This window comes from Lentzea jiangxiensis, assembly GCF_900104175.1.
GTDB lineage: Bacteria > Actinomycetota > Actinomycetes > Mycobacteriales > Pseudonocardiaceae > Lentzea > Lentzea jiangxiensis.
Map to the genome: position 1 here is coordinate 351,866 of NZ_FNIX01000003.1, position 24,967 is coordinate 376,832.

The window sequence follows — 24,967 nt, forward strand, 5'->3', positions numbered from 1 at the left end:
GCGCTTATGTCAAAGACGACACAACGGTGGCGCGGCATCGCAACAGCGGCGATCGTGGTGACGGTGGGAAGCACCCTGGTCTCCCCCGCCGCCACCGCCGCGACCAACGCGAGCGTGTGGCTCACAACCGGTGACCGGTCCGCCCAGCTGACCCGGCAGGCGGACGTGGCGTTCGGCTCGGGCGGCTCCGGGTCGACGATCACCGTGAACCCGAACACCACCTACCAGTCGATGGTGGGCTTCGGCGCGTCGTTCACCGACGCGGCGGCGTGGAACGTCTTCAACTCCCCGCGCCGCAACGAGATCATGAGCAACCTGTTCGACCGGAACACCGGTATCGGCATGAGCTTCATCCGGCAGCCGGTCGGCGCGACCGACTTCTCGCGGAGCTTCTACACCTACAACGACGGCGCGGCGGACCCGTCTCTCTCGCGGTTCTCGATCGACCACGACCGGCCGTACATCCTGCCGCTGCTGCAGCAGGCCAAGCAGATCAACCCGCAGCTCGCCGTGATGGCGACGCCGTGGAGCGCGCCCGCGTGGATGAAGAACAACAACAGCCTCATCCAGGGATCCCTCAACGACGGCCGGATCGGTGTCTACGCCGACTACCTGGTCAAGTTCGCGCAGGCGTACAGGGCCGCGGGCATCCCGATCGACTACCTGAGCGTGCAGAACGAGCCGAACTTCGAACCGCCGGGCTACCCCGGCATGCGGATGTCGGCACAGCAGCAGGTCAACGTCATCAACACGCTGGTGCCGAAGCTGCGTGCGGCCGGTGAGCAGGCCAGGGTCCTCGGCTACGACCACAACTGGGACGACACGACCTACCCGCAGACCGTGAACAGCGGCGCCGGAGGCAACGTGATCGGCTCCGCGTGGCACTGCTACGGCGGCAACCCGAGCGGCCAGTCGGTGGTGAAGAACAACCAGCCGGGTAAGGACATCTTCTTCACCGAGTGCTCCGGCACGAAGTCGGCCGACGACGCGGCGACGTTCCGCGACACGTTGCGCTGGCAGGGCATCAACCTCGCCATCGGCGCGACCCGCAACCACGCGCGCACGGTGACGACCTGGAACATGGCTCTGGACCAGAACAACGGCCCGGTGATCGGCAGCTGCACCAACTGCACGGGCGTCGTCACGACCAGCGGCGGCAACGTCACCTACAACGCCGAGTACTACGTGCTCGGCCACCTGTCGAAGTTCGTGCAGCCCGGCGCGGTCCGCATCGACTCGACGGGCTACGGCGAGGGCGGCGTCCAGAACGTGGCGTTCCGCAACCCGGACGGCCGGATCGTGCTCGTCGCGCTGAACTCGGGCGGCCGGCAGGACTTCCGCGTCTCCTACGGCGGCCAGACGTTCGGCTACACCCTCCCCGCCGGAGCCATGGCGACCTTCACGTGGCCCGGCACGCTCGACCCCGGCACCCCGCCCGCCGGCCGCACCGGCGCCATCACCGGCCTGGGCGGCAAGTGCCTCGACGTCACCGGCGGCTCCACCGCCAACGGCACCCTGCCGCAGCTGTGGACCTGCTTCAGCGGCCCGAACCAGACGTGGACGCTGTCCTCCGACGGCACGGTGCGCGGCCTGGGCAAGTGCCTCGACGTGACCGGCAACGGCACGGCGGACGGCTCCGCGGTCCAGCTGTGGGACTGCTTCGGCGGACCGAACCAGAGGTGGACCGCCACCAACGGCACGTTGGTGAACGTCGGCGCCAACAAGTGCCTCGACGTCATCGGCCACAACACGGCCGACGGCGCGAAGCTGCAGATCTGGTCGTGCACGGGCGGGGCCAACCAGAGGTGGACCGTCCCCGCGTAGGTGACGGAGGGCTTGAGGTCGTGCCGTGCGGGTAACCGCGCGGCATGACCAATCCCGTGAACCCCGAAGCGCCCCACTCCCCGGGAACGCCGAGCCTCGACGACCTCGAGACCCCCGAGCCGGAGATCCCGCAGGAGAAGACCGAGGACGAGAGCGAACCGCCGGACTAGGCCGCCGCGCAACGGCTATCCCGTGCCATGGACAACGACGCACTCAGACGCTTCGTCCTCGACCGCCTGACCGAGGACGAGCGGCGCCTGGCCGACGGCGAACTGCCCCTGCTCGACGAGGCCGAAGGCAGGGGCAGACTGCGCATCGCGCGGTCCGACGACGGCACCGGCCTGCTCCTGCTGCCCGGTCCGGTCCAGGCGGCGGAGGAGCGACACCCGGTGCCGTTCGGCGAGAAGGTCGCGCTGCTGCGCACCGAGGTCGAGCGCACCGAGGACGAGGCCGCGCTGCGCCTGCTGGCCGAGGCCTTCGACACCCACCACGACTGGCAGGAGGAGTGGCGATGACCACGCCCGAGCCCGATCGCGTGACCGCGGAGAGCGAACTGGAGGACGCGGACATCGGCGGTGAGCACACCCGCCCGACGTTCGCCGACGAGAACCCCGGTGGACCGCACCGGGGCCGTGACGAGTCGGAACCCCACGACGAGGGAGGCATGGACCAGCGGTAGCACCGCCTCCGCCCACGCGGGGAGGTGGTGCTCAGGCGCGCGCGGCGACCACGGCCCGACGACCGGGCAGGAAGCCGCGCGCCGCCGTGAGCAGCGTGCGCGCCTCCATCAGTTCGCCGTATTCGAGGTGCTCGTCGGCCGCCGCGATGTGCGTCAGCGCCTGCCGGGGCGCTTCCGGTGCGCTCGTGACCGCCTGGGCCAGGCACTTGCGCGCCTGCTCGGCCTGGTCGACGAGGTCCGCACCGGGTGTGGTCCGGATGAGGGCGAGTGCGTCGCAGATGGCCCTGTCGAGTGCGCTGTGCATGGGATGGCCGCCTTGGGGACAGTCGGGGAGGTGGCGCGCCGGCTGCTTGACGCGGCACGGGCTACCCGGGCCTCCGGCGCGCCAAACGCGAGGGGCGGTCTTTCTTCGGACGGGTCGCAGCGGTGCAGCGGCGGCACAGCCCCATCACGGGGGCGTCGGCGTCCGTCTCGGCCACCCACACCGCGTCGATCCACAGCACTCCGGGGAACCGCGCGAGCCGCGCACGGCTCAGCTGCACCCCGCACAGCGTCTGGTTCTGGCCCGGCCACCACGCGTGGACGTCACCCGACGGCATGCGGGTGCCCTCGTCGTCGCGCCAGCTGCTCGACGCGGCCACCGACGGCGTCGCGGGCATCGCGTCACCCTCCCAGGTTGTCCACCGCGGAGCTCAGCGCCGCAGCAGCCTCCTCGAGGGCGCGGTCGGACACCGGTCCCGCGCCGACGCGCTCGACCAGGTCGTCCTTGGTCACCACGGTCAGCGCCCCGCGCAGGGCGTCACCGTCCAGGTCCTCGCCTCCGGCCACCACGTAGTCGCCCTCGACGAGCACCAGCGCGGCGTCCGGACGGGTGGACCCGAGCAGCCTCTTCAGGTCCTGCACCGGAACGGGCACGTCAGCCGTCCTCGCCGTAGCGGCCGCCGCCGTCCAGGCCCGCGCCGGGGCCGGAGTCCTCCTGGCTCGGCGGTCGCTTCGCCGCCTCTTCCTCGGTCGGCGTCAGCGGGGCACCGCTCCGCTCCTCCGCCGCGCCGCGTTCGACGTGGTCGTGCTCGGGTTCGGTCATCGCTTCATCACCTCGTCCTGGAAGGGGTTCGGGCCGCCCGCGCGGAACGCGGGCGGCCCGAACCGGTGTCACTGCCCGGAGATCCGCTGTCCGGACTCGCGCGCGTGGCCGCCGACCTCCTGCGCGGCCTCCTTCGTGTGCGTGGCCGTGGTCTGGGCCGCGTCGGTGGCGACCTGCTTCACCTCACCGGCCGCATCGCTCACCGAGGACTTCAGGTCCTCCTTGAGGCTCTGCGCCGACTCCGCCACCGCTTCCTTCGCCGGCTCCAGCACGTCCGAGAAGCTGTCGGAGAGCTGTTGCACCGCCTGCTGCTCCGCGTCGGTGCGGGGCAGCAGCGCCGCGAGCAGCAGGCCGCCGCCGAACGCGATCAGGCCGGCCGCCAGAGGACTGCCCTGCGTCTGCTGGGCGATGCGCTGCGGTGCCTGCTGCACGGCGTGCGCCGCCTGCTCGGCTCGTTCGGCCACGGCGCTGCCGGCGTCCTGACCCTGTTCCCGCACGGCCGACGTGGCCTGCGTGGCGGTTCCCATCACTCGCTCCTTCACCGAGACCAGCCCGCGCTGCACTCCTTGGACGCGCCGCTGGGCGATGGCCTTCGGACTCGTGTGGTCGACCAGGCGGTTGGCGTCGTCCCGCAGCTCCGCACGGGTCACTTCGATCTCACGCCTTATTTGGTCGGGTGTTTCGCCCATTCCGCGTCCTCCTTCAACGTTGCGACGGTGCGTTCCGGCTTCGGGTTGACGGTGCGCAGCTTGGCGCGGCCGGAGGTGTAGAGGACCGCTCCGGCGATGCCCCACAGCACGGCGACGATCAGCGCGGCCCAGCCCAGCGGCATGACCGCGCCGAGCGCGAACACGAGCGCGAAGCTCAGCAGCACGGTCGTCAGGTAGCCCGCGAACCCCGCGGCGGCGAGCATCCCCGTCGCCTTGCCCGCCTTGGACGCCTCCTCGCGGAGCTCGGCCTTGGCGAGCTCCAGCTCTTGGCGCATCAGCTTGGACAGGTCACCGGTCAGCTCGCTGACGAGGTCGCCGAGAGACTCGCCGGTGGTGTCCACTCGCGACGCCGGCATCTCAGGGCTCGACATGCGGCACCCCCGCCGGGGGAACAGCAGGCGTCGGGGGAACAGCAGGCGCCGTCGGGGGAACGGCAGGCGCCGCGCTCGGCGTCAGAGGTGCGCCGTAACCCATTGCCACATCGGTGCGTTCGGAGGCCACGGGAACCACGCCGCCCTGCGGACGCTGCGGTTCCGGGCTCCCACCGGACGTGCTCCCACCGGACGCGCTCTTGGCGACCCGGCCGATCAGGAAGCCCGCCACGGCGGCACCCAGCAGGAACGTGCCGGGCTTGCGCCGGGCGTAGTCGCGCGCCGAGTCGAGCAGCCCCTGCGCACCCCGTTCGTCGAGGAAGCGGGCGGCCTGCCTGCTCGTGTCGGCCACGCTCTGGATCGCTCCCGACGACATCGAGTCCGGCGGCGCGCTGCCCGCCATCTCGCCCAGCTCGTCGGCGATGCGCCCGAGCTGCTTCGACACCCGCGTCGCCTGCTGCTCCGCTTCCGCGGCAACACGTTGCCGCACGTCGTGGACGACGTGGCGTGCCTGGTCCTTGGTCTCGCGGGTCACGTGGGCGGCCTGGTCGCGGACGGTGGATCCGACCTGACCGGCAGCTTCCTTGGCGTGCTGCGCGACCTCGGAGCCCTCGTCCTTGGCCGCCGTGCGCACTCCACCCATCTGGTTTTCCGTCACGGCTGACTCCTCAGCTCGTTGTCGTGTGCTGGACATCGAGCTACCCGGTCAGCGGCGGCGCAAACGACGCAGAACACCGAAATTCGTTCTTGTTCCGGTAAACGTGAGCGAGCTGGCTGTTTGGCCGCATCCTGCCCGGCGAACTCCCACTGCACGCCGGAACACAGGAGTGAACACATGACGAGCACGACCGGACAGCTGCGGTCCCTGGCGCGGGAGCACGTCGCCGTCGCGGCGCTCACGATCCCCCGCCTGCTGCGGCACCGGGTGTGGCGCGACGCCGATCCGCACGAGGGCGCGGGTCTCGGCGTCGTGCTCGTGCCCGGCTTCGGCGCGGGCGAGGTCAGCCTCACCTTCGCCACGACGTGGTTGCGGGACAGGGGCTACGTGCCGGTGGGCGCCGGCGTCGGGTTCAACGTCGGCTGCACCTCCGAACTGGTCGACCGCGTCGAACAGCGGCTGGAGCAGCACGCGGAGGAGACGGGCGGACCGGTCGTGCTGCTGGGGCAGAGCCGGGGTGGCGGGCTCGCCCGGCTGGCCGCAGCGCGCAGGCCGGACCTGGTGCGCGGCCTCGTGATGCTGGGCAGCCCGCTGCTCGACCCGATGGGCGCGCATCCGCACGTGCTGCTCGCGGCGCGCGCGCTCGCCCAGCTCGCTTCCGTCGGCATACCGGGGCTGATGAACGCGGAGTGCCTCAACGGCTCCTGCTTCGAGGACAACGTCGCCGCGATCACCGCACCGCTGCCGGACGACCTGCCCGCGATGTCAATCTATTCCAAGTCGGACGGCATCGTGCCGTGGGAACTCTCCCTCGACCCGTCCGCCGAGTGGGTCGAGGTGCACAGCACGCACACCGGCATGGGTCTCGACCCGGACGTCTACCTGGCGCTGCGGCCCCGGTTGGCTTCGTGGGCGGCGGAACGCTTCGACCTGCGTTCCGCCGGGTGACACGTCAGCCCCGGTCCGGGTCGTCGGACACGGAGAAGTCGGAGAGCCCGACGTTGCCCGTCGGGTTCGGTTCCGGGTGCACGGAGCCGGAGCCGCTGCGTCCGGGAACGGTGTCGTCGCTCTCCGCGGACTCGTCCAGCGGTGCCTTGCTCGTCGCTTCGTCGTAATGGCGTTCGGTGCTCATGGCGAACGGCTACCCCGGCGCGGCGGGCCTGAACGCGCGCCGGGGCTCGGGAGAGACGACTCAGGAGAGAACGGCACCGCGTGGCGCCGGCACGAACGCGGCGAAGTCGCAGTTGCTCGGCTCGCGGGCGAAGTCGGTCCGCAGGAGGGCGCCGACCCAACGGGCCACGACGACGGGCATCGGCATCGGGTCACCTCCCAGGCGAGCCACCTCGACCAGCTGCCCGATGCGGTCCTCGACCGCCGCCGACCAGCCGGTCCCCTCCTTCCACAGCAGCGCCACGTCGTGGTCGGGGAAGTCGGGCATGCGCCCGTCGAGCGCCACGTAGGCGGCGGGGCGCGGGTCGACCTCGACGCACGAGCTGTCACCGCGCAGCCCCAGGCTCGTGACGACGTCGTGGACGTAGCGCGCGATGCGGCGAGCCGCCGAATCGTCGAAGTCGATGTCGAAGTCGATGTCGGTCTCGATGCTCATCTCACGGTCCATGACTGCGGTGCCTCCGTCGCCGAACGCCCTCACGATGCAGGCGCGGATACCCCGCCGGGGTGTCTTCAAACCTGATCGGGTGAATCTGGTCGGCGACGCTCCCATCACCGCATCGGGTGACGCTCCCGCAGGTAGTTGCCCGGTGTGGTGCCGTACCACCGCCGGAAGGCGTGGATGAAGCTCGCGGCCTCGGCGAACCCCAGCCGGGTGGCCACCTGGTCGACCGACGCTCCGGTCCCGGTGAGCAGCACGACGGCGCGCTCGGCCCGCACCTCGTCGAGCACGGCCTGGTAGCTCGTCCCGCACTCGGTCAGCCTGCGGCGCAGCGTGCGCGGGCTGAGGCCGAGCGAGCGGGCCACCACCGGCATGGACTCCCCGAACCGCTCGGACAGCTCCAGCACCCGCCGGAGCTCCCCCGCGACGCCCGGCCTCCTGCGGCGGCGGGCGGCCAGGTCCTCGCACTGCCGTGCGGACAGCGCGGTGCCCTCCGGGCTCGCGAGCGGGAGCGCCCGCAGCAGCACCGAGGCGTCCACAACGGACCTGTTGTGGCGCTGGGAGAACAGTGGCCGGACACCGAACACCTCCTCGTGGTCGCCGGTGTCCGGCGGGGCGGCGTGGGCGAGGTCGACGGACAGGACCGGGACCTCTCCCGCCACCAGCTCGCCGATCACGGTGTGGATCGCGGCGAGGTCGCGCTCGACGAGGAACGGCGTCACGTCGGCGGGCAGCGCGCCGGGTCCCAGGGAGATCACCAGCCGCTCGCCGTCCAGCACGGCCGTCGGGCAGGTGAAGGTGAAGCTCAGGTCGAGGTAGCGCAGGGCGACGTCGACCGCGTCCTGCACGGTGGCGGCGCTGAGGAACGCGTGACCGAGCACGCCGAACGTGGTGGCGTGGTAGTGGCGTCCCGCGGCGACGCCCGCGTGGGGCAGGTGGCCCGCCAGGTTGCGGACGACCGCCAGCTCCTGCTGCGCGCTGATCTCCGCCGCCGGGTCGGCCAGCTGGGCGGGCGTGAGGTCGCTGCCGGCGAGCAGCGCCTCCCGCGCCAGGCCGTGCTCGGCGCCGAAGCGCAGCAGCAGCGCGACGCTCGTGATGCCGCGGGGGAAGTCCCAGTGCCGGACCGCGGGATCGGACAACGTCCTCATGGCCGCGATTGTCAATCGCGCGGCCGCTGTTGTCCTGGTGCGAACGAGTGGTCCTCCCTAGTTTCGAGACGTGCGAGTACACCCCGAAGTGATCGTCGTCGGAGCCGGGTTCGGCGGACTGGGCGTCGCGTTGTCGCTGCTCAGAGCGGGCTTCGAGCGGTTCACCGTGCTGGAGCGCGCCGACGACGTCGGCGGGGTGTGGCGGGACAACACCTATCCCGGCGCCGCGTGCGACGTGCCGTCCTCGCTCTACTCCTACTCCTTCTCCCCCAACCTCACGTGGCCGCACCGGTACGCGGCGCAGCCCGACATCCTCGCCTACCTCCGCCGCAACGCCGAGGCCGTGCGCGACCGCATCCGGTTCGGCGCCGACGTCGTCGCGGCGTCGTTCGAGGGCCACCGGTGGCGCGTGGAACTGGCGAGCGGCGAGGTCCTGGAGGCGGACGTCCTCGTGTCGGCCGTCGGCCAGCTGGGCACGCCGTCGACCCCGGCGCTGCCCGGCCTGGACCGGTTCACGGGTCCCGTCTTCCACAGCGCCCGGTGGCGGCACGACGTCGACCTGCGCGGCCGGCGGGTCGCGGTGGTCGGCACGGGTGCCAGCGCGGCGCAGTTCGTGCCGGAGATCCAGCCGCTGGCGGGCCGGCTGACCGTGTTCCAGCGGACGGCGCCGCACGTGCTGCCCAAACCCGACGCCCCGCGCCACCGCCCGGCCCGCGCTCTGACCTCGCGGGCCGCCAGGGCCGGGGTGTGGCTCGTCGGCGAGGCGCTGACGGGACTGCTCAACGCGGGACGGTTCTCGCGCGGGATCGTCGCCGCCATCGCCCATGCCCACCTCACCTTCCGGGTGCGTGACCGGACTGTGCGGGAGCGGCTGCGGCCGCGCACCCCCGCTGGTTGCAAGAGGGTGCTGTTCAGCAACGACTGGTACCGCGCTCTCACCGCGCCGAACACCGAGGTGGTGACCGAGACGATCACCGAGGTCACCACGAGCGGCCTGCGCACCGCCGACGGCCGTGAGCACACCGCGGACGTCCTGATCTGGGGCACCGGTTTCGAGGTCGCGGGCTTCCGGCTGCCGCTGCGGGTCACCGGCAGGCACGGCCGCGACCTCGCCGACGTGTGGGCCGGGCGGCCGCGGGCCCACCTGGGCATGACCGTGCCGGGCTTCCCCGGGTTCTTCCTCGTCTACGGCCCGAACACCAACCTCGGCGGCAACTCGGTGCTCACGATGATCGAGGCGCAGTGCCGCTACGTCGTCTCGGCGGTCCGCCACCTCGCCGAGACCGGCACCGGGCTGGAGGTGCGGCCCGCCGCCGCCGAGGCGTTCGACGAGGAGATGCGCGCCCGGCTGCGCGACGGCGTCTGGAGCGGCTGCGCGTCGTGGTACCGCTCGGACGACGGGTCGATCACGACGAACTGGCCCGGCGGCACCGGGGAGTACCTGCGCCGCACGAGGCGACTGCGGCTGGGCGACCACCAGCTGACCGGAGGTGCGTGAACCGTGGACTACGACGTGCTGGTCATCGGGTCCGGGTTCGGCGGCGCCGTGACCGCCCTGCGGCTGACCGAGAAGGGCTACCGGGTCGGCGTGCTGGAGGCCGGGCGGAGGTTCGCCGACGACGAGTTCCCGCGCACCTCGTGGCAGCTGCGCGACTACCTGTTCGCACCGGCGCTCGGGTGCACCGGCATCCAGCGGATCACCCCGCTGCGCGACGTGCTGGTGCTGAGCGGTGCCGGTGTCGGCGGCGGTTCCCTGGTGTACGCCAACACCCTGTACGAGCCGCCGGAGTCGTTCTTCCGCGACCGGCGCTGGGCCCGCATCACCGACTGGCGGGCCGAGCTCGCACCGCACTACGACCAGGCGAGCCGGATGCTCGGCGTCGTGGAGAACCCGTGCCGCACCGACGCCGACCGGTTGCTCCGCGAGGTCGCCGGGGAGCTCGGCGTCGGCACGACGTTCCGCCCCTCGCGGGTCGGTGTCCACTTCGGTCGTGACGGCGAGGACCCGTTCTTCGGCGGCGCCGGGCCACGCCGCAACGGCTGCATCTCGTGCGGTTCGTGCATGACGGGCTGCCGCCACGGCGCGAAGAACACGTTGCCGAAGAACTACCTCCACCTGGCCGAGCAGGCCGGTGCCCGGGTCTGGCCGCTGACCACCGTCGTCGACGTCCGTCCCCGCCCCGGTGGTGGTCACGAGGTGCACACCCGGCGCACCGGCGGACGGGCGAAACGCGTGTTCACCGCCTCCCAGGTCGTGTTCGCGGCGGCGTCGCTCGGCACCCAGCGGCTGCTGCACGGCATCCGCGACCGGGGCGGCTTGCCCGGTCTGTCGCCGAGGCTGGGCACGTTGTGCCGCACGAACTCCGAGGCGGTCGTCGCCGTGCGGGTGCCCGGCGGCGGCATCGACAACACGCACGGCCTCGCGATCACGTCGTCGATCCACCCGGACGCCGACACGCACGTCGAGACCGTCCGGTACGGCCGCGGCAGCAACCTGATGGGACTGCTGATGACCACCCTCGTCGACGGCGGCCCGTCCCGGTTCCGCCGGGGCCTCGCCCAGCTCCTCGCCGAACGCCGCACAGCGCTGAAGACGCACACGCCGCGCCGGTGGTCGGAGGAGACGATCGCGCTGCTCGTCATGCAGAGCCTCGACAACTCCCTCACGACCTGCACGCGGCGCGGCCGCCTGACCACCCGGCAGGGCGAGGGGGCGCCGAACCCGTCGTGGATCCCGGCGGGCCACGAGGTGGCGCGCCGGCTCGCGGCCCGCGCGGGCGGCGTCGCCAGGGGCGCGTGGAACGACCTGGTGGACGTCCCGCTGACCGGTCACCTCATCGGCGGCTGCGTGATCGGCGACTCCCCCGAGACCGGCGTCGTCGACCCGTACCACCGCGTCCACGGCCACCCCGGACTGCACGTCGTGGACGGCTCGGCGATCCCGGCCAACCTCGGCGTCAACCCGGCGCTCACCATCACCGCGCTGGCCGAGCGCGCGATGTCGTTGTGGCCCAACAAGGGCGAGCCGGACCCCCGGCCGCCGCTGGGCGCGGCCTACGCGCGGGTGGGGGCGGTGCGGCCGCGCCGGCCCGCGGTCCCGGCGGACGCGCCCGCGGCCCTGCGGCCCACCGGGGAGGCGAGCGATGTCCGCTGAGCACGGCACGACACCGCCGGGCGAACCACGTCCCGGCCCGCGGAACGAGCCGGGCTCCGCCCCCGGCAGAACGGATCGGTCGACCCCCGGGGACTTCCCCCCGGCACCGTGGGACCTGTGCGGCCAAGGCTGGCTCACGGTGTGGACGGCACCACGCTCGGCGGTTCCCCCGTCGCCGCCGGGCGTGGTGCCCCTGACCCTGTTCGGCCGCGTGCTGGTGGTGACGGCCTTCGTCGACTACCGCCCACCCGGTCTGCTCTCCTACCACGAGCTGCTGGCCGCGGTGGTCGTGCGCAGGGGGGTCAGCCCGGGACTGTCCATCACCCACATCTGGGTGGACGACGAGACGTCCCGGCGCGGTGCCCGGGAGATGTGGGCGATCCCCAAGCAGCAGGCGGACTTCACGTTCGACGCGGGCCACCTCACCGCCCGCACCCACGCCACCGCCGTGGAAGCACCGCTCCACGCGCCCGGTCTCCCCGCGCGGATCACGACGTCGGTGTGGCAGGCGAGCAACGGCACCGCCCACCGCACCGCGCTGCGCACCTCCGCCCGCGTCCGCCCGACCAGGTTGCGCTGGCACCTCCCCGAGACCGGCGGGATCGGCTGGCTCACCGCCGCCAGGCCGCGCCTGCACCTCGCCGTCACGAACCTGCGCATGCGGTTCGGCGAACCCTGACGTCGCGGCGCCACCAGCGCCGCGGTTCCACCCCATCTCACGAGGAGCGGAAGATGCGAGTTCTCGCGATGACGCTTGCCCTGGTGGCCTCGGTCGTGGCCGTCCCGACCGCGTTAGCCGCGCCGCCGGACTACGGGCTCCCCGGCTCGTACCCGGTGGCGTACAGCGATGTCACCGCCGTGGCGGGCGGCCGGTCCGTACCCGCCCGAGTTCACTACCCCGCCACCGCCGCCGGCGCGAACCAACCGGTCGCGGCGGGACGGTTCCCCGCGATCGCGTTCGGCCACGGCTTCTTCCAGGCCACCTCCAAGTACACGAGCACCAGCAACCACCTCGCGTCGTGGGGCTTCGTCGTGGTGGTGCCGACCACCCAGGGCGGGTTGAGCCCGAGCCACAGCGCGTTCGCCGACGACCTCAACACCGGCCTGACCTGGCTCGTCGCCCAGGACACCACCAGCGGGTCGCGGTTCCGCGACCACATCAGCACCGCGGCGCTGGGCGTGTCCGGGCACTCGATGGGCGGAGGGGCCGCCGTCCTCGCGGCCGCCCGCAACCCGAAGGTCAGTGCCGTCTCCACCTACGCCGCCGCCGAGACGACCCCGTCGGCCAAGGCCGCCGCGGCGACCCTGGCGGCACCGGCCCAGTTCCTCGCGGGGTCGCAGGACACCATCACGCCGGTCGCGGACCACCAGCGGCCGATGTTCGCCGCCAAGCCGCCGTCGAAGCAGCTGCGCACCATCACCGGTGGGTTCCACTGCGGGTTCATGGACTCCTCTGGCTTGTTCTGCGACAACGGTTCCATCACCCGCGCCGCCCAGCTCACCGCCGCGAAGCGGGTCATGACGTCGTGGTTCCGCCACTACCTCGCCCACGACGCCTCGGCGCGCGACTTCGTGTGGGGCCAGCCCGCCCGCACCGACGCCGCCGTCGTCTTCGAGGGCACCGAGTAGCACCGTTCACCACCCGGTGGTGAGCGGTGGCGTGACGAACGCCGCTCACCACTGGTCATGCAACCGCCGCGAATCCCGTGCACCCTGTACAGGTCAACACTGTCGAGTCCGGTGGAGGGGACGGTCGGTGACGAGCTCTGACGGCATCGGGCACAGACAGGACGAGCCCGGACTCGCCGACGTGTTCGCCGGAAGCGGGGAGATCGGCCGCGACCTGGCCGCGGTGGACTGGGCCGCGACCCCGCTCGGGCCGCCGGCCGGCTGGCCGCAGAGCCTGCAGACGGCCGTGAGCATCCTGCTGTCGTCCCGGTTCTCCATGTGGATGGCGTGGGGACCGGAGCTGACGTTCTTCTGCAACAACGCCTACCGGCTCAACACGCTGGGCCGCAAGTACCCGTGGGCCCTCGGCCGGCCGGCGGCGGAGGTGTGGGCGGAGATCTGGGGCGACATCGGCCCGAGGGTGGACAGCGTGCTCACCACCGGCAGGGCCACCTGGGACGAGGCGCTGCTGCTGTTCCTGGAGCGCTCCGGCTATCCCGAGGAGTCGTACCACACCTTTTCCTACAGCCCCCTGCGCGACGAGAGCGGCGCGGTGGCGGGGATGCTGTGCGTCGTCAGCGAGGAGACCGAACGCGTCATCGGCGAGCGCCGGATGGCGACCCTGCGGGACCTCGGCTCCAACCCCAGCGTCGCCCGCGACGAGCGGGAGGTGCTGGCGTCCGCCTGCGACCAGCTCGACCGCAACCGGTACGACCTGCCGTTCACCCTGACCTACCTCTTCGACGACGGCCACGCGCGGCTGGCCGGGTCCACCGGGGTCAAGCCGGAGCACCCCGCGGCGCCCGCCGTCCTCCGCGACGGGGAACCGGTGTGGCCGGTGGGAGCCGCCCGGCGCGGCGAGTCCACCGTGGTCGAACTGGGCGCGGCGGCCGATCTCCCCACCGGGCCGTGGCCGAGGCCGCCCGCCCAGGCGCTGGTCGCCCCTCTGCAACGTCCCGGCGGCACACCGCACGGGTTCCTGGTCGCGGGCCTGAACCGGCACCGCCCGCTCGACGACGGCTACCGAGGCTTCGTGGAGCTGGTCGCCGGACACCTCGCCGCCGGTGTCGCCGGTGCGAGGGACTTCCGCGCCCAGCAACGCCGTGCCGAGGAGCTCGCCGAGCTCGACCGCGCGAAGACCGCGTTCTTCTCCAACATCAGCCACGAGTTCCGCACGCCCCTGACGCTCATCATGGGCCCGGTGCAGGAACTGCGCGACCGGCTGCCCCCGCAGGACCCGCAGGCGGCCGGAGAGCTGGAGGTCATTCACCGCAACGGGTTGCGGCTCGGCAAGCTGGTCAACACCCTGCTCGACTTCTCCCGCCTCGAGGCGGGCCGCATGCAGGCGAGCTTCCAGCCGGTCGACCTCCCGGCGGTGACCGCCGAGCTGGCGAGCGTATTCCGCTCGGCCGTCGAGAAGGCGGGGCTGGCGTTCGAGATCGACTGCGCCGCGCTGCCCGCACCGGTGTACGTCGACCTCGCCCTGTGGGAGAAGGTCGTCCTCAACCTGCTGAGCAACGCGCTCAAGTTCACCGTGGACGGCGCCGTCGGCGTCTCCGTGCGGGCCGGCGCGGGCGGGGCGGTCGTGACGGTCAGCGACACCGGGGTCGGGGTGCCCGAGCACGAGATGCCCCGGCTGTTCGAGCGCTTCCACCGCATCGAGCACTCCTGGTCGCGGTCCAGGGAGGGCAGCGGCATCGGTCTCGCGCTCGTGCAGGAGCTCGTCGGCCTGCACGGCGGCACCATCCGCGCCGAGAGCACGGAGGGTGTGGGCACCCGCTTCACGATCGAGCTGCCGTTCGGCGCGGACCACCTGCCCGCGGACGCGATCTCCCGGGAGCCGGTGCCGCCGGCGGACACCGGCATCGCGGCGCCGTACGTGCAGGAGGCCCTGCGCTGGCTGCCCGACCCCGGCCAGACCCCCGACGAGCTGCCGCGCAGCACCTCCGCGGGTGCCGCGCCGGAGGTGCTCGCCACCGTCCTGGTCGCCGACGACAACGCGGACATGCGGGGGTACCTGACCCGGCTGCTGCTGAGGGCGGGCTACGAGGTGCGCACGGTCAACGACGGTGTGGCGGCGCTGGAGGCCGTGCGCGCCCAGCCGCCGGACCTCGTCGTGAGCGACGTGATGATGCCGCGCATGGACGGCCTGTCGCTGGTCTCCGCCCTGCGCGCCGATCCGCGCACGATGGCCGTGCCGGTGCTGCTGCTGTCGGCGCGCGCCGGGCAGGAGGCGTCCGGCGAGGGACTGCGGGCCGGCGCGGACGACTACCTGGTCAAGCCGTTCGCCGCGGCCGACCTGCTGGCCCGCGTGCGGGCGAACGTGGACCTGGCCCGGCTGCGCGGGCGGCACGCCCGCTGGCGCGACGCCCTGATCGACTCGTTGCAGGAGGCCTTCTTCGTCTGCGACGACCAGGGCACGGTGGTCGAGATCAACACCGCGTTCACCGAGATCCTCGGCTACGGGCCCGAAGGCCTGCCCTACCCCGTGCCGCACCCGTGGTGGCCCGACGCGCGGACCGATCCCGAAGAGTGCAAGCAGTTCACCGACGCCTTCGAGGCGCGGTCCGGACGTGACCGGCACGGCCTCACCGTCCCGGTCACCCACCGGGACGGCCGGCGGCTGTGGATCAACGCCATGATGAACCCCGCCCGCGACCCGGACAGCGGCCGGACGATGACGGTGGGGACGTTCCGCGACGTCACCGCCGAGCACCACGCCCGCCGGCGCGAGATCGCGCTCGCCGAGATGAACATGCGGCTGTCCCGCGCGACCAGCGCCGCCGACGCCCTCACCGCCGCGCTGGAGCAGATGGAGAGGCTCTGGCGGGCCGAGCACGTGCTGGCCGTCGTCTTCCACCGGCACTCCGCGCCCCAGGTCAGCGGCGCCACCTCCCGCCTGGCCTGGGAGGAGCTGCCGGAGGACCGGCGCGCGGCGCTCACCGCGCTGAGCCGCAACGGCGCGCTGATCCCCGTGTTGCTGGACGACGGGGCCACCGCTGTCACCGTCGAGCATCCCGACGGCCCGATGGTGCTCTGGCTGCGCCTCGACTCGCGGCACCCCTTCACCGCGCAGGACGAGCTGCTGCTGGCGTTGCTCGCCGGTCACCTCACCCAGGGGCTGGCCCGCGCACGGCAGATCGACCAGCAGCGGGAGACGGCCCTGGCGCTGCAGCGGGCGATCCTCGGCCCGTCGCACCTGCCGGGAGGGTTCGCCGTGCGCTACGAGCCGGCCGCGCGCCTGGAGGTCGGCGGCGACTGGTACGACACGTTCCCGCTGCGCGACGGCAGGATCGGCATCGTCGTCGGTGACTGCGTGGGCCGCGGCCTGCCCGCCGCGGCGGTGATGGGCCAGCTGCGCAGTGCCTGCCGCGCCCTGCTGCTGCAGGAGATCGGCCCCGCCCGCGCACTCACGGCGCTCGACCAGTTCGCCGCCGGTGTCCCCGGTGCGCTGTGCACCACGGTGTTCTGCGGCGTGCTCGACCCCGCCACCGGTCGCCTCGTGCACTCGAGCGCCGGGCACCCGCCCGCGATCCTGGCGCTGGCCGACGGCACCACGCAGTTGCTGGAGGGTGGCCGATCGATCCCGCTCGCGGTCAAGCTGGGCTTGCCGCGCACGGAGGCGCAGTGCGTCCTGCCGCCGCGCTCCACCCTGCTCACCTACACCGACGGCCTGGTGGAACGCCGCACGAGCTCGTTGACCGAGGGCATCGAGAAGGCCGCCCACGCCGTCCAGGAGGGTTGCGCGAACGGGCTGGAGGACCTCGCCGGGCAGATCATGGAGGACCTCGCTCCGGAGGGCGGCTACGACGACGACGTGGCCCTGCTGCTGTACCGGCACCCCGCGCCCCTGGAAGTGGTCTTCCCCGCCGAGGCCGGCGAGCTCCACGGCGCGCGGACCAGGCTGCGTGCCTGGCTGGACCAGTGCGGCTTCTCCACCTCGCTCGCCCAGCGCGTGCTGCTCGCCGTCGGTGAGGCGTCCGCGAACGCCATCGAGCACGCCTACCGGGGCGTGGTGCGCCAGGGTGTCCGGCTGCGGCTCGAGACCGCGGGCGACCGCGAGCTGCTCGTGACGGTCGCGGACACCGGCACCTGGAAGACCCCGAACGCCGATCCGGCTGAGCGGCGCGGCCGCGGGACGGCGATCATGGAGAAGATGATGGACGCAGTCGCCATCCTCCCCGACCCCACCGGTACCACTGTGACGATGCAGGTGATGATTCCGCATGACGACGCCGTTGACGCTGACCAGATCCGAGGACTCGCAGGGCAGGTCCCTCATCACGGCGAAGGGTGAGATCGACCTGAGCAACACCGGAGCGTTCGCGAGCGCTCTCGCGGACGTCGAGGGACCGCTCGTGGTCGACCTCACCGGCGTGACCTACGTCGACAGCGCCGGGATGAGCGTGCTGTTCGCCGAGGCCGGGCGGCTGGAGATCATCGCCACCCCGCTGCTCGGACCGCTGCTGGAGATGTCCGGTCTCACCTCGATGGCGACGATCCGCGGGCTGGAGTAGCCAGTTCCTCCAGTGCCGCGGCGGTGTGCGCGACGATGCGCTCCTGCGCCTCGGCGCGCGAGGTCGTGGGCACGCCGTCGCCCGGCTGGTCGCCGTAGTCGCCGAAGAAGGCGTGCACGGCACCAGGGACCAGTTCGTACCTCGTGTCCGCCGGCAACACCTTCCGCGACTCGGCGACGTCCCGCGGTGTCGTGAACCCGTCCCGGTCGCCGTGGATCGACCACGCCCTGAGCCCGGTGCGGCCGGAGAGGTCGTCGACCGGGTAGGACGCCCACAGCACGAGTCCGCGCACCGAGCTGTCGGCGGCCACGTCCCGTCCGGCGGCGACGCCTCCCAGCGAGTGCCCGCCGACCGCCCAGACCGGCACCCCGGGGTGCTCGGCGCGCAGGGAGGCCGTGTCGCCGCCCAGCAGGGCGAAGTTCAGCGGCTCCTTCACCACCACCACGAGGAACCCTCGCGCCGCAACGCGCCGGAGCAGCGGAACGTAGGCGCGGTGGTCCACCCGGGCTCCGGGGTGGAACACGAGCCCGGCGCGCACCGGCCCGTCCGGGCGCAACACCGTCGCGTCGTCGGTGTCGCCCGTGGCCGCGAACGGCTGGAGGTACACCAACGGTGCGACGAGGAGAACGGCAAGCACGACCGCCAGCCACGACGGTGTGCGCTTCCACAGCACGACGGCTGTGCCCACGACGGCGACCACGCCGAGCAGCACCGGCTGCGCGGGATGTCCCGCGGTGAGCGGGCCCCAGCCGGCGACGAGGAGGACGAGCGGCACGCCGAGGCACGCGGCGGCCGCCGTCCCGCGCGGCCAGGTCACCTCCGCACCAGGGCGGTGAGCCGGATGCCCGCCCAGATCAGCAGGGCGAGCACGGCCACCAGCAGGTACTCGATCGCCGGGATGCGCACGACCTCGTCGATCTTGCCGAAGCCGCGCCACGAGTAGACCGCGAGGGCCGCCACGACGAACGTGCCGCCGATCCACCACCGAGCCGTCGTGCTGAGCCCCACGCCGTGCATCTGGGTGAGCACGAAGATCGCCACGAACCCGAACAGGAACATCGGCCAGATGCCGTTCGGGCCGGAGTTCATCACCGCGACAAGCGTGCCGTGCACGGCGACCATCAGTTCCAGCGTCATCGTCCACCAGCGGTTCGTGTGTGCACGGGTGAACATCAGACTGCTCTGCACCAGCAACAGGAACATGTAGAAGAACCCGATGAGGTGTCCGCTGGACGACTCCATGGGGTGGTACCAGAACGTGTAGATCGCGGCCCAGCTGAACAGGTAGCCGTGGTAGCGGCGCGCGAACGAGACCACCTGCGCGGAGATCGGCGCGGACCAGGTGAGGACGAGCCCGCGGCGGCGGTTCTCCATCAGCAGGACCCACACGAGCAGCAGGACGACCGAACCCTGCGAGCTGAAGATCGAGACGTCCTGCGCGAGGCCGTCGTAGAACAGCTGCGTCTGCAGGGCGTGCAGGGCGATGAACCCGCCGTTCGCCGCGAGGGCGGTGTAGTTGACGCGGTGCAACCCCGACGTGTACCGGCGGATCCGCGTCTGCGCGTGGTAGATCAGGCCCCAGGACACCAGCTGGTGCGCCGCGTAGCCCACCCAGGCGGACGCCCTGGTCCAGAAGGTCGGATCGGGCAGCTTCCAGTAGTACCAGGACGCGCCCTGGTCGGGCAGCAGGGCGATGCCGTGCAACCGCTGTCCGAGCAGCCACACCAAGCCGGTGAGCAGCGCACTCGCCACCACACCCCACACCAGCACGTCGCGGCCGGCCCGCGTTTCGTTCAGCACGCTGAGCATTATGCAGTTGTTCAGCACGCTGAACAAACCCTTCCCCGCCGTGCTACGTTCAGCGCACTGAGCAAATCAGGAGGACCCCAGGTGGCCCGATACACGTTGCGCGTCAACGGTGAACGACGCGAGGTCGACGTCGACGGCGACACTCCCCTGCTGTGGGTGTTGCGCGACGAGCTGGGACTGACGGGCGTCAAGTACGGGTGCGGTGTCGGCCTGTGCGGCGCCTGCACGTCCCATGTGGACGGTGAGGCCGCGCGGCCGTGCGTCAAGACGACGGCCGAGAGCGTGCGCACGAGGATCACCACCGTCGAGGGGTTGTCGCGCGACGGCGACCACCCGGTGCAGCGGGCGTGGCGGGAGCTCGACGTGGCGCAGTGCGGCTACTGCCAGCCCGGCCAGGTGATGGCCGCGGCGGCGCTGCTCGCCCGCGATCCCGACCCCGACGACGCCGCGATCGGGGAAGCGTTGCGCGACAACGTCTGCCGCTGCGGCACCTACCCGCGCATCCGCGACGCCGTGCGCCGCGCGAGCCGGATCATGAGGGAGGAGCGGTGATCAGCAGGCGGACGTTGCTGCGCGGCGCGGGAGTCGGCGCGCTGGTCGTGGCGGTGCCGATCCCCGCGCTCGCCGCCTCCGACGAGCTGGTGCCGAACGTGTTCGTGCGACTGGACGACTCGGGCCGGATCACCGCGACCGTGCCCCGGCCGGACACCGGTCAGGGCGTGCGCACCGTGGTGGCCCTGATGGTCGCCGAGGAACTGGCGGTCGGTGTTCGCGACGTCGCACTGGAGCAGGCCGCCGGCGACACGGAGCGGTACGGCTCGCAGGCGGTGACGAACTCGACGTCCGTGCGGCAGCTCGCCACGCCGATCCGCACCGCCGCGGCGACCGCGCGCTGCCTGCTCGTCACGGCCGCCGCGCAGCGCTGGGGCGTGCCGGTGGCCGAGTGCACCGCTCGCGACGGCGCCGTGCGCCACCCGCGCCGGGGCAGGCTCGCCTACCGGGCGCTCGTCCCCGCGGCGGCCGCGCTCGACCCCGCCACCGTGCCCGTCGAGCTCACGCCTCCGGAGAAGTGGCGGCTGCTGGGCAAGACCCGGGACGGGCGGGTGGACGCCCGCGACATCGTCACCGGCCGCACCCGGTACGGCATCGACTCCCGTCCCGCCGGCTCCCTGGTCGCGGTCGTGGCCCGGCCGCCGTGGATCGGCGCGACGCCGCAGTCCGTGGACGACACCGCGGCCCGCGGCCTGCCGGGAGTGGTCGACGTCCTGACGCTCACGACGCCCGCAGACGGTCAGGGCGGTGTCGCGGTGATCGCGAGGTCGACCCACCAGGCGTTGCGGGGCAGGGACGCCCTGAAGATCACGTGGGGTGGTGGCACCCCCGCCGCGGACAGCCGCACGTGGCTCGCGGACCTGCGGTCGGCGTTGCCCGCACAGAGCCCGGTCACCGGCTTCGAGCGCGTGTACGAGATGCCGTTGCTCGCGCACGCGCCGATGGAGCCGATGAACGCCACGGCGCACGTTCGTCCGGACGGCGTGACCATCTGGGCGCCGACGCAGGACCCCGGCGGTCTCCGCACCCAGCTCGCCCGCCAGCTCGGCCTGCCCGCCACGGCCGTGCGGGTGGAGACGACGACCTCGGGCGGTGCGTTCGGTCGTCGCATCGAAACGGACCCGGTGCTGGAGGCCGTGGCCTGCTCGCGTCGCGTCGGCGCTCCCGTGCAGGTGCTGTGGACGCGAGCCGACGACATGCGGCACGACTCGTACCGGCCGATGTCGGTGCACCGCCTGTCGGCCGAGATCGGCGCGGGCGGTGTGCCCGTGCGGCGTGCGCACGAGGTCGCGACGTGGGGCCTGACCGTGCTGCCGTTCTTCAGCAACCCGGCGCTGATCAAGGCCAGCGGCGACCACTTCCCGTACGGCGTGCCCGGCGACGTCACCGTCACCGTCCGGCCGGCCCCGCTGCGCACCGGGTTCTGGCGGGCCGTGTACGCGGGCCAGTTCGTCTACGCCGAGGAGAACTTCCTCAGCGAGATCGGCACCCGGTCCGGCCTCGACCAGGTGGCGCTGCGCCGCTCGTTGCTCCCGGCGGACTCGCGCCTGCACCGCCTGCTCGACACCGCAGCCGAACGGGCCCGCTGGACCAGGCCGCCCGCACGGGGCACCCACCGCGGCGTCGCGTGCCTGGAGGAGTACGGCTCGGCGATCGCGGTGATCGCGGTGGCGGACCCGTCCGCGCGCCGGGTGCTGCGCGTGCACGCGGCCGTCGACGTCGGCGTGGCGCTGCACCCGTCCGGCGTCCGCGCGCAGGTCGAGGGCTGCGTGGTCGATGCTCTGTCCACTGTGCTCGGTGCGCAGATCACGGTCCGGGACGGGCACGTCGCGCAGTCGTCGTTCGGTGACTACGCGTGGGCGCGAATCGGGCAGACACCCGAGATCGACGTGACCATCGTGCAGTCGAACGCCCCGCTCGGCGGCCTCGGCGAACTCGCCTACCCCCCGGCCGCCGCCGCCATCGCCGCGGCACTGGCGGGTGAGGAGCCGGTGACCGGCATGCCGTTCGGGACCGACGTGGGGTGATCGGGCGGGTCTGGGATGATGGGGCCGTGGCCGAGGGAGACGAACTGGCGGTGGCGCACCGCCCGGACCAGGTGGGCGCGGACGTCGCCTCCTGGCCGACCGGCAGGCTCCTGTCGGTCGCGGCCCGCGTCGTCGAGAAGCGCTTCGAGGACTTCCTGGCAGGCCGGGGCCTCACCCACGCGGGCATGATCACCCTGCACCACCTGGCCGACGGCCCGCGTTCGCAACGCGAGCTGGCCCTGCTCTGCCGGGTCACCGACCAGACCATGAGCCGCACGATCGAGCACCTCGACCGCGGCGGGCACGTGGTGCGCAGCCAGGACCCGAAGGACCGCAGGCGGACGTCGGTGAAGATCACGCCGGTGGGCCGCCGCGCCCTGGCCGCCGCCCGCCGCGAGGAGCGCGAGTCGGACACGCTGCTCGGCGCGGTGGACGACTACGAGCACTTCCGGCGGCAGCTGATCGCGCTGATCGCGGCGGCGACGTCCACAGAGGACTGAGGGCGGAGGCTCGCACCCGGTGCTCGGCCGGGGCGGGCTTGACCAGGGGTCGCCCGCGCCATCCGCGAAGTCCGCGGCGAACCCACGACCCGCCCTCTGCCGCACTCCCCCGCGCCGCCGAGCGTTCAGCCCCCGCAGGACCCCCGGACCACCAACGTCGTCGGCAGCACCAGGGGCCCCTCCTTCTCCGCCCCCGTGATCATCGCCATGATCGCCTTGGCCGCCGCCACCCCGAACCCCGGCTTGTCCTGCGACACCGTCGTCAACGCCGGCTCCACCACCGACGCGACCTCGATGTCGTCGAACCCCACCAGCGCGAGGTCGCGCGGCACCTGCAGCCCGGCGGCACGGGCGGCGAGCAGCGCCCCCACCGCCATCTCGTCGCTCGCCGCGAACACCGCGGTGGGCGGCTCGTCCAACGCCAGCAGCCGGTGCATCGCGGCGGTTCCGCTGGCCCGGTAGAAGTCCCCGGACACCACGTAGTCGTCGCGCGACGCCACCCCGGCCTCCCGCAAAGCCCTGCGGTAGCCCGAAACGCGGGCCCGCGAGGGCTGGTTCCCCACAGGCCCGGTGATCGTGGCGATCCGCGAGTGCCCCAGCGACAGCAGGTGCCGGACCGCCGACCAGGCGCCGCCCTCGTTGTCCGAGGTCACGTACGTCGCCCGAGGTCCTTCGACCGCGACGTCCAGCGCCACGCACGGAACACCGGACTGGGCGAACGTCTCGAAGGCCTTCGCGTCCGAGCCGCTGTCGATCAGCACCAGCCCGCCGAGGTGGTGGCGCCGCGTCATGTTCACGTAACCGACCGGGTCGGCCAGGGAGGCGCCGACCTCGCGGGCGTCGCCGCTCGTCGCGAGCATCAGCAGGTGGTAGCCGTGGGCGCTCAGCGCGGACTTCAGGCCGATCAGGAGGTCCTGCAGGTACGGGTGCCGCCAGCCCGGCCTGCGGTGGTCGGTGTCCCAGACGAGGCCGATCATCGTCGACTGCTTGGTCGACAACGCGCGGGCGGACTCGTTGGGCCGGTAGTCCAGCTCTTTCGCGACCCGCAGCACTCGTTCGCGCGTTTCCTCGTTGACCGTTCCCGGCTGGTTGAAGACGCGCGACACCGTCGCCACGGACACGCCGCAGAGCTGGGCGATCTCACGCCCGGTCGCCATCGGGCCTCCGTTTCACCGTAAGCGGTTACATAGACCCTACGAGCAGCACTTCCGCTCGTCAAACAGCTGCACCGCGAACGATGTTTATCAATCTGTTACTTGACTCATGACGCGTAACCCCGTTGTCATAGTCGCCACACATCTTCGGCCGGCGCTTTCCGATCCACGCCGGTTCACCTGTTCGAAAAGAACCACCTCTCTGCTTCAACGCGCCCAAAAATCGACGGAGGCCTGGAACATGCGCCCCAAATCCCTCGCCCTCGGCTGCGCCGTGATGGCGACCGCCCTGGTGCTCAGCGGGTGTGGCAGCGGCACCGCGTCCGGTGGCAAGACCAAGCTCACGATCGGCCTCTTCGGCAACTTCGGGTACGCCGAGCTGCTGAAGGAGTACCAGGCCGCCCACCCCGACATCGAGATCAGCGACAGGACCGCCTCCTACTCGGACCACCACAAGAACCTCGCCGCGCACCTCGCGACCAGCAGCGGCACCGCGGACATCGAGGCGGTCGACACCGGCTACGTCAACCAGTTCAAGGCGACGCCGGACAAGTTCGTGGACCTCAACACCAAGGGCGGTGACCAGCTCAAGGACCGCTGGCTGCCGTGGAAGTGGGAGGGATCGCTGAGCAAGGACGGCAAGCAGATCGGCTACGGCACCGACGTCGGCGGCCTCGCCATCTGCTACCGCCGCGACCTGCTGCAGAACGCCGGGCTGCCCGCCGACCGCGACCAGGTCGCCGCGCTGTGGCCGACCTGGCAGGACTTCATGGCCGCGGGCAAGAAGTTCCAGGAGAAGGCGCCGGAGGGCGTCAAGTGGTTCGACGGCGGCCCGACCGTGCTCAACGCGATCGTCGGCCAGGCGTCCGTCGGCTACTACGACAAGACCGACAAGATCGTCGTGGGCGACAACAAGGAGATCAAGGACGCCTGGAACCTCGTCGTCGACGGGGTGAACTCGGGCCTGTCCGCGAAGCTGCTGTTCTCGACGCCCGTCTGGAACACCGGCTTCAAGCAGGGCCAGTTCGCGACCGTGACGTGCCCCGCGTGGCAGATGGCGAAGATCAAGGACCAGGCCGGTCCCGAGGCCGCGGGCAAGTGGGACGTCACCTCGGTTCCCGGTGGCGGCGGCAACTGGGGCGGCTCGTACCTGACCGTGCCCAAGTCGGGCAAGAACATCGACAAGGCCGTGGAGCTGGCGGCGTGGCTGACCGCGCCCGAGCAGCAGGCCAAGGTCTTCAAGAGCGCCGGGCTGCTGCCGTCGACCCCGAAGCTGTACGAGGACCCGTCGATCGTCGACTACAAGAACCCGTACTTCAACGACGCCCCGATCGGCAAGCTGTTCACCGACGCGGCGAAGAAGCTGAACCCGCAGTACCAGGGCCCGAAGGCCGGCGACATCCAGACCGCCATCGGCAACGCGATGCAGCGCGTCGAGCAGGGCAAGCAGAACGGCGAGGACTCGTGGCGCCAGTTCGTCGGCGACGTGCAGAAGTGATC

28 protein-coding genes are annotated in these 24,967 nt (G+C 72.2%); 15 read left to right on the forward strand and 13 right to left on the reverse strand.

What is annotated here, in order from left to right; genetic code table 11:
* The first annotated feature begins 6 nt into the window (after nucleotides 1-6).
* From BLQ91_RS12525 to BLQ91_RS41255, 4 genes are read left to right on the forward strand one after another with little or no spacing between them, the layout of a single operon-like run.
* Complete coding sequence (locus BLQ91_RS12525) at nucleotides 7-1,824, forward strand: ricin-type beta-trefoil lectin domain protein (protein ID WP_090096967.1); 1,818 nt, start codon at nucleotides 7-9, stop codon at nucleotides 1,822-1,824.
* A 44-nt stretch (nucleotides 1,825-1,868) separates the two neighbouring features.
* Nucleotides 1,869-1,994, forward strand: coding sequence for a hypothetical protein (locus tag BLQ91_RS43335; protein ID WP_281199385.1), 126 nt, complete (start codon nucleotides 1,869-1,871; stop codon nucleotides 1,992-1,994).
* Between the two features lie 27 nt (nucleotides 1,995-2,021).
* The gene (locus BLQ91_RS12530; RefSeq protein ID WP_090096968.1) at nucleotides 2,022-2,339 is read left to right on the forward strand and encodes a hypothetical protein; all 318 of its coding nucleotides are present in this window, start codon (nucleotides 2,022-2,024) and stop codon (nucleotides 2,337-2,339) included.
* Nucleotides 2,336-2,503 carry a hypothetical protein gene (locus BLQ91_RS41255; protein ID WP_176959707.1) on the forward strand — a complete coding sequence of 56 codons (168 nt, stop codon included), beginning with the start codon at nucleotides 2,336-2,338 and terminating at the stop codon, nucleotides 2,501-2,503. Before BLQ91_RS12530 ends, BLQ91_RS41255 begins: the two co-directional genes overlap by 4 nt.
* A gap of 31 nt (nucleotides 2,504-2,534) precedes the next feature.
* Here the strand turns inward: BLQ91_RS41255 and BLQ91_RS12535 are convergent, their stop codons facing one another.
* The 7 genes from BLQ91_RS12535 to BLQ91_RS12560 all read right to left on the reverse strand — a co-directional run bounded on the left by BLQ91_RS12535 (nucleotide 2,535) and on the right by BLQ91_RS12560 (nucleotide 5,326).
* A complete protein-coding gene (locus tag BLQ91_RS12535; RefSeq protein WP_090096969.1) occupies nucleotides 2,535-2,807 on the reverse strand; it encodes a hypothetical protein in 273 nt (90 codons plus the stop codon).
* Between the two features lie 61 nt (nucleotides 2,808-2,868).
* On the reverse strand, nucleotides 2,869-3,162 hold the full coding sequence (locus BLQ91_RS12540; RefSeq protein ID WP_090096970.1) for a hypothetical protein: 294 nt from the start codon (nucleotides 3,160-3,162) through the stop codon (nucleotides 2,869-2,871).
* A gap of 4 nt (nucleotides 3,163-3,166) precedes the next feature.
* On the reverse strand, nucleotides 3,167-3,418 hold the full coding sequence (locus tag BLQ91_RS12545) for a hypothetical protein (RefSeq protein WP_090096971.1): 252 nt from the start codon (nucleotides 3,416-3,418) through the stop codon (nucleotides 3,167-3,169).
* Between the two features lies 1 nt (nucleotide 3,419).
* Nucleotides 3,420-3,587 carry a hypothetical protein gene (locus tag BLQ91_RS41260; RefSeq protein WP_176959708.1) on the reverse strand — a complete coding sequence of 56 codons (168 nt, stop codon included), beginning with the start codon at nucleotides 3,585-3,587 and terminating at the stop codon, nucleotides 3,420-3,422.
* 68 nt (nucleotides 3,588-3,655) lie between these two features.
* Nucleotides 3,656-4,237, reverse strand: a complete 582-nt coding sequence (locus tag BLQ91_RS12550; protein ID WP_176959709.1) for a hypothetical protein — start codon at nucleotides 4,235-4,237, stop codon at nucleotides 3,656-3,658.
* A gap of 14 nt (nucleotides 4,238-4,251) precedes the next feature.
* Nucleotides 4,252-4,668 (reverse strand): phage holin family protein, encoded by a 417-nt coding sequence (locus BLQ91_RS12555; protein WP_090096973.1) that lies wholly within the window; start codon nucleotides 4,666-4,668, stop codon nucleotides 4,252-4,254.
* Nucleotides 4,655-5,326: a hypothetical protein gene (locus BLQ91_RS12560; protein ID WP_143022613.1), complete on the reverse strand. Its 672-nt coding sequence runs from the start codon at nucleotides 5,324-5,326 to the stop codon at nucleotides 4,655-4,657. The genes BLQ91_RS12555 and BLQ91_RS12560 overlap by 14 nt, the downstream gene beginning before the upstream one ends.
* A gap of 177 nt (nucleotides 5,327-5,503) precedes the next feature.
* Here BLQ91_RS12560 and BLQ91_RS12565 point away from each other — a divergent pair, with 177 nt between their 5' ends.
* Nucleotides 5,504-6,274, forward strand: coding sequence for an alpha/beta fold hydrolase (locus BLQ91_RS12565; protein WP_090096975.1), 771 nt, complete (start codon nucleotides 5,504-5,506; stop codon nucleotides 6,272-6,274).
* Between the two features lie 4 nt (nucleotides 6,275-6,278).
* Here BLQ91_RS12565 and BLQ91_RS12570 read toward each other — a convergent pair whose 3' ends face one another.
* The 3 genes from BLQ91_RS12570 to BLQ91_RS12580 form a co-directional block, all read right to left on the reverse strand.
* Nucleotides 6,279-6,458, reverse strand: coding sequence for a hypothetical protein (locus tag BLQ91_RS12570; RefSeq protein ID WP_090096976.1), 180 nt, complete (start codon nucleotides 6,456-6,458; stop codon nucleotides 6,279-6,281).
* Between the two features lie 60 nt (nucleotides 6,459-6,518).
* Nucleotides 6,519-6,932 carry a DUF6292 family protein gene (locus tag BLQ91_RS12575; RefSeq protein WP_143022614.1) on the reverse strand — a complete coding sequence of 138 codons (414 nt, stop codon included), beginning with the start codon at nucleotides 6,930-6,932 and terminating at the stop codon, nucleotides 6,519-6,521.
* Nucleotides 6,933-7,048: 116 nt separating this feature from the next.
* Nucleotides 7,049-8,086, reverse strand: a complete 1,038-nt coding sequence (locus BLQ91_RS12580) for an AraC family transcriptional regulator (protein ID WP_090096978.1) — start codon at nucleotides 8,084-8,086, stop codon at nucleotides 7,049-7,051.
* A gap of 70 nt (nucleotides 8,087-8,156) precedes the next feature.
* Between BLQ91_RS12580 and BLQ91_RS12585 the strand changes: the two genes are divergently transcribed.
* The 6 genes from BLQ91_RS12585 to BLQ91_RS12610 all read left to right on the forward strand — a co-directional run bounded on the left by BLQ91_RS12585 (nucleotide 8,157) and on the right by BLQ91_RS12610 (nucleotide 17,425).
* A complete protein-coding gene (locus BLQ91_RS12585; RefSeq protein ID WP_090096979.1) occupies nucleotides 8,157-9,584 on the forward strand; it encodes a flavin-containing monooxygenase in 1,428 nt (475 codons plus the stop codon).
* A gap of 3 nt (nucleotides 9,585-9,587) precedes the next feature.
* Nucleotides 9,588-11,240 (forward strand): FAD-dependent oxidoreductase, encoded by a 1,653-nt coding sequence (locus BLQ91_RS12590; protein ID WP_090096980.1) that lies wholly within the window; start codon nucleotides 9,588-9,590, stop codon nucleotides 11,238-11,240.
* On the forward strand, nucleotides 11,230-11,919 hold the full coding sequence (locus tag BLQ91_RS12595; RefSeq protein ID WP_090096981.1) for an acetoacetate decarboxylase family protein: 690 nt from the start codon (nucleotides 11,230-11,232) through the stop codon (nucleotides 11,917-11,919). Before BLQ91_RS12590 ends, BLQ91_RS12595 begins: the two co-directional genes overlap by 11 nt.
* 53 nt (nucleotides 11,920-11,972) lie before the next feature.
* Complete coding sequence (locus BLQ91_RS12600) at nucleotides 11,973-12,869, forward strand: alpha/beta hydrolase family protein (RefSeq protein ID WP_218130250.1); 897 nt, start codon at nucleotides 11,973-11,975, stop codon at nucleotides 12,867-12,869.
* Nucleotides 12,870-12,996: 127 nt separating this feature from the next.
* Entirely contained in the window at nucleotides 12,997-17,205 is a 4,209-nt protein-coding gene (locus BLQ91_RS12605) for a SpoIIE family protein phosphatase (RefSeq protein ID WP_245733365.1), read from the forward strand.
* Nucleotides 17,135-17,425, forward strand: coding sequence for an STAS domain-containing protein (locus BLQ91_RS12610; protein WP_090096983.1), 291 nt, complete (start codon nucleotides 17,135-17,137; stop codon nucleotides 17,423-17,425). The genes BLQ91_RS12605 and BLQ91_RS12610 overlap by 71 nt, the downstream gene beginning before the upstream one ends.
* Here the strand turns inward: BLQ91_RS12610 and BLQ91_RS12615 are convergent.
* Nucleotides 17,391-18,242, reverse strand: a complete 852-nt coding sequence (locus tag BLQ91_RS12615; RefSeq protein ID WP_218130251.1) for an alpha/beta hydrolase — start codon at nucleotides 18,240-18,242, stop codon at nucleotides 17,391-17,393. The genes BLQ91_RS12610 and BLQ91_RS12615 overlap by 35 nt on opposite strands.
* The gene (locus BLQ91_RS12620) at nucleotides 18,239-19,225 is read right to left on the reverse strand and encodes a hypothetical protein (RefSeq protein ID WP_218130252.1); all 987 of its coding nucleotides are present in this window, start codon (nucleotides 19,223-19,225) and stop codon (nucleotides 18,239-18,241) included. The genes BLQ91_RS12615 and BLQ91_RS12620 overlap by 4 nt, the downstream gene beginning before the upstream one ends.
* Nucleotides 19,226-19,315: 90 nt before the next feature.
* Here BLQ91_RS12620 and BLQ91_RS12625 point away from each other — a divergent pair, with 90 nt between their 5' ends.
* The 3 genes from BLQ91_RS12625 to BLQ91_RS12635 are packed head-to-tail and all read left to right on the forward strand — an operon-like array spanning nucleotide 19,316 to nucleotide 22,313.
* Nucleotides 19,316-19,786 carry a (2Fe-2S)-binding protein gene (locus tag BLQ91_RS12625; protein WP_090097229.1) on the forward strand — a complete coding sequence of 157 codons (471 nt, stop codon included), beginning with the start codon at nucleotides 19,316-19,318 and terminating at the stop codon, nucleotides 19,784-19,786.
* Entirely contained in the window at nucleotides 19,783-21,813 is a 2,031-nt protein-coding gene (locus tag BLQ91_RS12630) for a xanthine dehydrogenase family protein molybdopterin-binding subunit (RefSeq protein WP_176959710.1), read from the forward strand. Before BLQ91_RS12625 ends, BLQ91_RS12630 begins: the two co-directional genes overlap by 4 nt.
* A gap of 26 nt (nucleotides 21,814-21,839) precedes the next feature.
* Nucleotides 21,840-22,313 carry a MarR family winged helix-turn-helix transcriptional regulator gene (locus BLQ91_RS12635; RefSeq protein WP_245733366.1) on the forward strand — a complete coding sequence of 158 codons (474 nt, stop codon included), beginning with the start codon at nucleotides 21,840-21,842 and terminating at the stop codon, nucleotides 22,311-22,313.
* Between the two features lie 125 nt (nucleotides 22,314-22,438).
* On the opposite strand, the gene BLQ91_RS12640 is transcribed toward BLQ91_RS12635, so the two are convergent.
* The gene (locus BLQ91_RS12640; RefSeq protein WP_090096986.1) at nucleotides 22,439-23,470 is read right to left on the reverse strand and encodes a LacI family DNA-binding transcriptional regulator; all 1,032 of its coding nucleotides are present in this window, start codon (nucleotides 23,468-23,470) and stop codon (nucleotides 22,439-22,441) included.
* A gap of 238 nt (nucleotides 23,471-23,708) precedes the next feature.
* Here BLQ91_RS12640 and BLQ91_RS12645 point away from each other — a divergent pair, with 238 nt between their 5' ends.
* Nucleotides 23,709-24,965, forward strand: coding sequence for an ABC transporter substrate-binding protein (locus BLQ91_RS12645; protein ID WP_090096987.1), 1,257 nt, complete (start codon nucleotides 23,709-23,711; stop codon nucleotides 24,963-24,965).
* The last annotated feature ends 2 nt before the right edge of the window (nucleotides 24,966-24,967 follow it).

Coding starts and splice junctions, on each gene's coding strand:
- BLQ91_RS12540 (WP_090096970.1), bottom strand. CDS start 3,162: ATGCCCGCGACGCCGTCGGTGGCCGCGTCGAGCAGCTGGCGCGACGAC.
- BLQ91_RS12535 (WP_090096969.1), bottom strand. CDS start 2,807: ATGCACAGCGCACTCGACAGGGCCATCTGCGACGCACTCGCCCTCATC.
- BLQ91_RS12565 (WP_090096975.1), top strand. CDS start 5,504: ATGACGAGCACGACCGGACAGCTGCGGTCCCTGGCGCGGGAGCACGTC.
- BLQ91_RS12595 (WP_090096981.1), top strand. CDS start 11,230: ATGTCCGCTGAGCACGGCACGACACCGCCGGGCGAACCACGTCCCGGC.
- BLQ91_RS41255 (WP_176959707.1), top strand. CDS start 2,336: ATGACCACGCCCGAGCCCGATCGCGTGACCGCGGAGAGCGAACTGGAG.
- BLQ91_RS12645 (WP_090096987.1), top strand. CDS start 23,709: ATGCGCCCCAAATCCCTCGCCCTCGGCTGCGCCGTGATGGCGACCGCC.
- BLQ91_RS12640 (WP_090096986.1), bottom strand. CDS start 23,470: ATGGCGACCGGGCGTGAGATCGCCCAGCTCTGCGGCGTGTCCGTGGCG.
- BLQ91_RS41260 (WP_176959708.1), bottom strand. CDS start 3,587: ATGACCGAACCCGAGCACGACCACGTCGAACGCGGCGCGGCGGAGGAG.
- BLQ91_RS12525 (WP_090096967.1), top strand. CDS start 7: ATGTCAAAGACGACACAACGGTGGCGCGGCATCGCAACAGCGGCGATC.
- BLQ91_RS12555 (WP_090096973.1), bottom strand. CDS start 4,668: ATGTCGAGCCCTGAGATGCCGGCGTCGCGAGTGGACACCACCGGCGAG.
- BLQ91_RS12530 (WP_090096968.1), top strand. CDS start 2,022: ATGGACAACGACGCACTCAGACGCTTCGTCCTCGACCGCCTGACCGAG.
- BLQ91_RS12600 (WP_218130250.1), top strand. CDS start 11,973: ATGCGAGTTCTCGCGATGACGCTTGCCCTGGTGGCCTCGGTCGTGGCC.
- BLQ91_RS12580 (WP_090096978.1), bottom strand. CDS start 8,086: ATGAGGACGTTGTCCGATCCCGCGGTCCGGCACTGGGACTTCCCCCGC.
- BLQ91_RS12570 (WP_090096976.1), bottom strand. CDS start 6,458: ATGAGCACCGAACGCCATTACGACGAAGCGACGAGCAAGGCACCGCTG.
- BLQ91_RS12575 (WP_143022614.1), bottom strand. CDS start 6,932: ATGAGCATCGAGACCGACATCGACTTCGACATCGACTTCGACGATTCG.
- BLQ91_RS43335 (WP_281199385.1), top strand. CDS start 1,869: ATGACCAATCCCGTGAACCCCGAAGCGCCCCACTCCCCGGGAACGCCG.
- BLQ91_RS12610 (WP_090096983.1), top strand. CDS start 17,135: ATGACGACGCCGTTGACGCTGACCAGATCCGAGGACTCGCAGGGCAGG.